We start from the raw sequence: 5804 nt of genomic DNA, 5'->3' as shown, positions 1-5804 counted from the left end.
CTGTGGCGACGAGCAACGGCTTTGACTGATGTGGAGGTCTTGCAGGCCTCTTTGGCGACCTGCAGTTTGAAACGAGCGTCGTATCTGTGCATGTATTCCTCGGGGTTGGATCTGGCGTCCAACTCCCGGGGGTCACTTCACCCTGGGGGCTCGATGGCGCCATCCATGGCGCCAACGGTCCTGCCCACCCACACCGCCCCACCTCTGACAATTTCACGCGGCTGTTGGTGGGTGCCGACCGTTGGTCGGCACATCTGTCAGATATCGAAGTTCATCTATCGAAATTCATCTGGGGTCAGAGCCCGTTGCGCAGCAACGGGATCCGACCCCGTGCTCCGACAGATCGCGGCGATCTGTCGAAGGCGGGGTGGGTCCGGTTGAGGGGGCGTGAGCGCCATGGATGGCGCGACCGAGGCTACATGGACGTATTTACGCCGTCCCCCTCAACCGGACCCACCGCGCCTCCCCACAGGAAACCAGCTTCTGCCATTGCTTCGGCTCTGGCCTCTGCAGGTGCAGGGCTGCAAGCCCTGCAATCCCAAACCACTCAGTACAGCGTGCGCTCCGGCGCTCCGGCCGGCGGCGGGGTGTACTGGTACAGCCAGGTCTCGGTGAGGGTCTTGCCACCACTGCGCAGGAACAGGCGGATGTCGATCTGCTCGGTACTGCCTTCCGGCGGCACCAGGTCGAACATCGCGCGGTAGCCGTTGATCTCGCGCAGCGGCCGCGCCGACACGATCTCGACCCGGCCCCGGCTGGCTTCCACCACCGCCTCGACCTCGCCCTTGTCGATCAGCCTGGCCAGTTCGCCACCTTCGAAGTCCACCGCGAAGCGCCAGCTGAAGTACTCGCGCTTCTTGCCGACCACACCGCCCAGGCCGGTGCGGCTGGCCACGCAGTGCGCCATCGGCGGCCGTGCCGGCGGCTCGGCGCCCCAGTACAGGCGGTAACCGACCAGCAGCTCCTGGCCCGGCTGCGGCTTTTCCTTGGGATTCCAGAACGCCACGATGTTGTCGAAGGTCTCGTCCACGGTGGGGATCTCCACCAGCTGCACCGAGCCCTCGCCCCATTCGCCCTTCGGCTCCACCCACAGGCACGGCCGCTTCTCGTAGAACACGCCGTCATCCTGATAGTGGTCGAAGTTGCGGTCGCGCTGCAGCAGGCCGAAACCGCGCGGGTTGCGGTCCACGAACATGTTGAAGCGCAGGTTGCGCGGGTTCAGCAGCGGGCGCCAGATCCATTCGCCGGCACCGGTCCACAGCGACAGGCCGTCGGTATCGTGGATCTCCGGGCGCCAGTCCCAGCCCATGCGGCGGTCGTTCTCGCCCACCTGGTACATGCTGGTGCACGGCGCGATGCCCAACCGCTCGATCGCCTTGCGCGGGTACAGCGCGCTGTCGATGTCCATCAGCAGCACGTCACCGTTGGTGATCGCGAAGCGATAGGCACCGGCCACGCTGGGCGAATCCAGCAGGCCGTAGACCACGATCGTGTCCGAATCAGCCGACGGCTGTTCCAGGTAGTAGGCGATGAAATCCGGGAATTCCTCCGGCTTGCCCATGCCGGTATCGATCGCCAGGCCACGCGCGGACTGGCCGTACTGACCCTCCTTGCCGACCGCGCGGAAGTAACTGGCGCCGAGGAAGGCGGCGAAATCGCGGTCGGTGTCCTTGCGGGTGTTCAAGCGGAAACCGGCGAACCCCAGGTCGGCCGGCAGCTCGCCGTCCTTGATGCCGCTCTTGCCGTAGTTGAATGCCGCGCCGTCATAGGCCAGCTCCTGCGCCTTGCCGTCGACCACGTCGAACATGCGCACCGGCGAATGGAAGTACAGGCCCAGATGGAAGAACTTGGCCTGGAACTTGCCTGGCTGGTCAGCCCACAGCGCATGGTCCTGGCGGTAACCGATCGACTGGTACTGGTCCCAGTCCAAGCCTTCCAGGCGGCCCGGCAGCACCCGCTTGTGGCTCTTGTAGGGCGCCTGTGCCAGCGCGCGCGCCTGGCCCTTGAGGGTAGCGAAGTCGAACGGCTGCGGCTGGCCGAGGCGGCGCAGGCCCATCTGGCCGCTCCTGCTGGCCGCGCACGCGGGCAGGGACGGCAGGCCGAATGCTGCCAGGGCGAGGGAGGCATTGCGGATGAAGTCGCGTCGTTGCATGCAGGCGCGTCAGGTACGAAGGGAAGGTCGGCCATGATAGGCAGACAAACGTTAACGGGCAGCGGAGACGTCTCCTGCCCGTTCAGCTGCCGCTGGCCGCCCGGCTCAGCGCTGGCAGTGGTTGCACCAGACGCTGGCGCGCTGGCCGATGGTGGCGTGCTTCAGCGCGCGGCCACAGTTCGGGCATGGCAGGCCGTCGCGGCCGTACACCAGCAGTTCCTGCTCGAAGTAGCCCGGTGCGCCGTCAGGGCTGATGAAATCGCGCAGCGTGGTGCCGCCCCGGGTGATCGCATAGCCGAGGATTTCCTTCACCGCCCCGGCCAGCCGCTGGTAGCGTTCGCGCGAGATCTTGCCCGCCTCGCGCAGCGGGCTGATGCCGGCCTTGAACAGGCTCTCGGCGGCATAGATGTTGCCGACGCCCACCACCACCGCCTGGTCCATCAGGAAGGTCTTCACCGGCGCACTGCGGCCCCGGCTGCGGGCGAACAGGTAGTCGCCGTCAAACACGTCGTCCAGCGGTTCCGGGCCCAGCCCCTGCAGCAGCGGGTGGACTTCGCCGGCCGGCTGCCAGAGCAGGCTGCCGAAGCGGCGCGGGTCGTTGAAGCGCAGCAGGCGGCCGTTGTCCAGGCTGATGTCGACGTGGTCGTGGGCGCGCAGCGGGGTATCGCCAGGCAGCACGCGCAGGCTGCCGGACATGCCCAGGTGCAGCACCGCGCTGCCGACGGCGGTGTCCAGCAGCAGGTACTTGGCGCGGCGACGGATCTCCTCGATGCGCTGGCCCGGCAGCAGCTCGGCCACTTCCGGCGGAATCGGCCAGCGCAGGTCGGCGCGGCGCAGGATCACGCCATGCACGCGACGACCCTGCAGGTGCGGCGCCAGGCCGCGGCGGGTGGTTTCTACTTCGGGCAGTTCGGGCATGGGGTGATTCTACGCCCGCTCAACGCGGCGGCGCGGACAGCTCACGGGCGTCGAGGAAGCCATCACCGTTGGCATCCTGCTTGTGGAAGCGCTGCACGATCACCTGCCGCTGCTGCTCGCGGCTGATCGCCCTGCCCTTGCCACCGGGCAGCTCCTCGGCCGTCAGCACACCATCACCGTTGCGGTCCATGCGGTCGAAGGCATACAGCATCCACTGCACGTACTCGGATTCACTCACCCGGCCGTCGCCATCGCTGTCCATCCGCTGCAGATAGCTGGCGGTATCGGTGACCTGGGCCAGCGCCGCACCCGGCAGCAGCGCCGCCAGCAGTAGTCGGTACCTTGCCCTCACGCGCCCACCAGGCTGTAGCCCTTCAATCGCGCGGCGTAGGCCTGCAGCGCGGCAATGCCACTTTCCTCGGCCTCGCGGCACCAGGCCTGCAGCTGATGCAGGCGCTCGGCCGCATCGTGGCCGCGCGCTTCCAGCAGCGCGGCCAGGCGCCCCCGGTACTCGACCAGGGTGCGGATGCGCGGGCGCTGTGCCACCCAGGCGCTGAGCTGGGCACGACTGTCCGGCTTCAACCAGCGACCGTCGTTGACCAGGCCACGGCGCAGCCGGCGCGGCAGCAGGCGGCGCAGCTTGGCCCCGGCCTGTGCCGCTTCCTCGCGCAGGGCCGGCATGAACACGTTGCGCTGGTAGTCGGTCATCGCCTGGAAGCGGTGCGACAGCAGCGCCTTAAGGGTCTCGGCATCGGGCACGGCGATGTTCGGGCGTACGTCCATGGCCGGTGCCACCCGCAGCACCTTGGCCAGGCGCAGCGCCTGCAGCAGGCGGATCGCACTCCAGCCGATGTCGAATTCCCAGCGCCGCATCGCAAAGCGCGCCGAGCTGGGGAAGGCATGGTGGTTGTTGTGCAGCTCCTCGCCACCGATCCAGAACCCCCACGGCGTCAGGTTCGTGGAGGTATCGGCGGACTCGTAGTTGCGGTAGCCCCACCAGTGGCCCAGGCCATTGACCACGCCGGCTGCCCAGAACGGGATCCACGCCATCTGGATCGCCCACAGGGCCACGCCGGGCAGGCCGAACAGCACGCTGTTGATTGCCAGCAGCAGCACCGGGCCCAGCGTGGCGTGCGGTGTGTACAGGTGGCGCTCGATCGCATCGTCCGGGGTGCCGCGCCCGTACTGCTCAATGTCCGCGCGCATACCACGCGCTTCCCGATACAGCTCCACGCCGTGCCAGAACACCCTGCCGATGCCGCGGGTGACCGGGCTGTGCGGATCGTCCTCGGTCTCGACCTTGGCGTGGTGCTTGCGGTGGATGGCCACCCATTCCCGGGTGATCATCGAGGTGGTCAACCACAGCCAGAAGCGGAACAGGTGGGCCAGCGCCGGGTGGAAGTCGACCCCGCGATGGGCCTGGCTGCGATGCAGGTACAGGGTCACCGAGAAGATGGTGATCTGGGTGAAGACCAGCAGCACGGCCAGCATGGCCCACCACCCCAGGCCGAGAACACCACCGGTCAACAGGGACATCAGGGCATCAGGCATGGCAGCTCTCCGGATCCACGCGGGGATGGCAGACATGATGGGCGCTTGCGTTGCAAACTGCATCCCTGCGGCGGTGCTTGGCATCGCCATCCGTGGCACCGTTCACAGTTGGGGACCTGAGTTGTCGAGCCTTGATCCACGCGCCAGCCGCATTTCCGCCGCCCCGCCCGTCGCGGAGCTGCCCCCCTTGATCGAACTGGACCGCGCCACCGTGGTGCGTGGCCAGGTGAAGGTGCTTCATGGGCTCAGCCTGCGCATCGCGCAGGGCCAGCACACCGCCCTGCTCGGCCCCAACGGCTGTGGCAAATCGACCTTCATCAAGCTGATCACCCGCGAGCTGTACCCGCTGGCGCAGGTCGACGGCTCCGTCGCGGTGAGGGTGCTGGGCCAGAACCGCTGGCAGGTGGACCGGCTGCGCTCGCAGCTGGGCATCGTCACCGGCGACCTCAGCAGCAACCTGGCCGACATGCCGGGGCTGACCGTGGAACAGGCGGTGCTGTCCGGCTTCTTCGCCAGCTACGTGGTGCCCGGCTTCCGCGAGGTGACCGCCGACATGCGCGCACGTGTCGGCGAGACACTGGCGATGACCGGCGCGCTGTCCCTGCGTGAACGTGCCTACGCCGAGCTGTCGGCCGGCGAAACCCGCCGCGTGCTGATCGCGCGCGCGCTGGTCAACCGGCCGCAGGCGCTGCTGCTGGACGAACCCTCCACCGGGCTGGACCTGGTCGCCCGCGAGCAGCTGGTGGCGACCATGCGCGTGCTGGCCCAGCAGGGCATCACCCTGGTGCTGGTGACCCACCACATCGAAGAGATCATTCCCGAGATCGAACGCGTGGTGCTGCTGCGTGACGGCCGCGTACTGGCTGACGGTACCCGCGCCGAGCTGCTGCGCAACGAACCGCTGTCGGCGGTGTTCGGTGGCGCGATCACGGTATGCGAGCAGGAAGGCCGGCTGACCGCGTACGCGGGATAATCGACATGCCACTGTAGAGCCGAGCCTATGCTCGGCTGCTTCTGGCCGCGGGGAACGGCAGCCGAGCATAGGCTTGTATGTTCCTCCCGGCTCCTACGCGGTATGTAGGAGCCAGGGTGGAGGGACCGTCAACATGATATCTGCGGATAGCAGCCGACAGACGAGCCGAGCGATCCCCATCCCGCACCTTAACGTCGATAAAGGATCTAG

The 5804-nt window shown here is 67.6% G+C and carries 6 protein-coding genes; 1 reads left to right on the top strand and 5 read right to left on the bottom strand.

All coding sequences use genetic code 11. The features are described 5' to 3' along the window. From AC5P9W_RS19900 to AC5P9W_RS19880, 5 genes are all read right to left on the bottom strand, one after another. The coding region (locus AC5P9W_RS19900) for a transposase (protein ID WP_288037469.1) at positions 1-92 on the bottom strand (92 nt) is incomplete at its 3' end. A gap of 455 nt (positions 93-547) precedes the next feature. Beyond that, positions 548-2152 carry an OpgD/OpgG family glucan biosynthesis protein gene (locus tag AC5P9W_RS19895; RefSeq protein WP_019658845.1) on the bottom strand — a complete coding sequence of 535 codons (1605 nt, stop codon included), beginning with the start codon at positions 2150-2152 and terminating at the stop codon, positions 548-550. A 105-nt stretch (positions 2153-2257) separates the two neighbouring features. After that, the gene (gene mutM, locus AC5P9W_RS19890) at positions 2258-3070 is read right to left on the bottom strand and encodes a bifunctional DNA-formamidopyrimidine glycosylase/DNA-(apurinic or apyrimidinic site) lyase (RefSeq protein ID WP_021204636.1); all 813 of its coding nucleotides are present in this window, start codon (positions 3068-3070) and stop codon (positions 2258-2260) included. A 19-nt stretch (positions 3071-3089) separates the two neighbouring features. Continuing rightward, positions 3090-3422 carry an EF-hand domain-containing protein gene (locus AC5P9W_RS19885; protein WP_021204635.1) on the bottom strand — a complete coding sequence of 111 codons (333 nt, stop codon included), beginning with the start codon at positions 3420-3422 and terminating at the stop codon, positions 3090-3092. Further along, entirely contained in the window at positions 3419-4621 is a 1203-nt protein-coding gene (locus AC5P9W_RS19880) for a DesA family fatty acid desaturase (protein ID WP_111104113.1), read from the bottom strand. The genes AC5P9W_RS19885 and AC5P9W_RS19880 overlap by 4 nt, the downstream gene beginning before the upstream one ends. A 187-nt stretch (positions 4622-4808) precedes the next feature. On the opposite strand from AC5P9W_RS19880, the gene AC5P9W_RS19875 reads away from it, so the two are divergent. Further along, positions 4809-5594, top strand: a complete 786-nt coding sequence (locus AC5P9W_RS19875) for an ABC transporter ATP-binding protein (RefSeq protein WP_020723483.1) — start codon at positions 4809-4811, stop codon at positions 5592-5594. The last annotated feature ends 210 nt before the right edge of the window (positions 5595-5804 follow it).

Source organism: Stenotrophomonas sp. YJH_SMC_33 (genome assembly GCF_059372295.1).
The sequence above is the reverse complement of the archived record's forward strand: the minus strand, read 5'-3'. Positions and strand labels throughout refer to the sequence as shown.

Excerpts from the sequence above, each read along its gene's own strand:
- AC5P9W_RS19880 (WP_111104113.1), bottom strand. The coding sequence starts at position 4,621 with ATGCCTGATGCCCTGATGTCCCTGTTGACCGGTGGTGTTCTCGGCCTG.
- AC5P9W_RS19895 (WP_019658845.1), bottom strand. The coding sequence starts at position 2,152 with ATGCAACGACGCGACTTCATCCGCAATGCCTCCCTCGCCCTGGCAGCA.
- mutM (WP_021204636.1), bottom strand. The coding sequence starts at position 3,070 with ATGCCCGAACTGCCCGAAGTAGAAACCACCCGCCGCGGCCTGGCGCCG.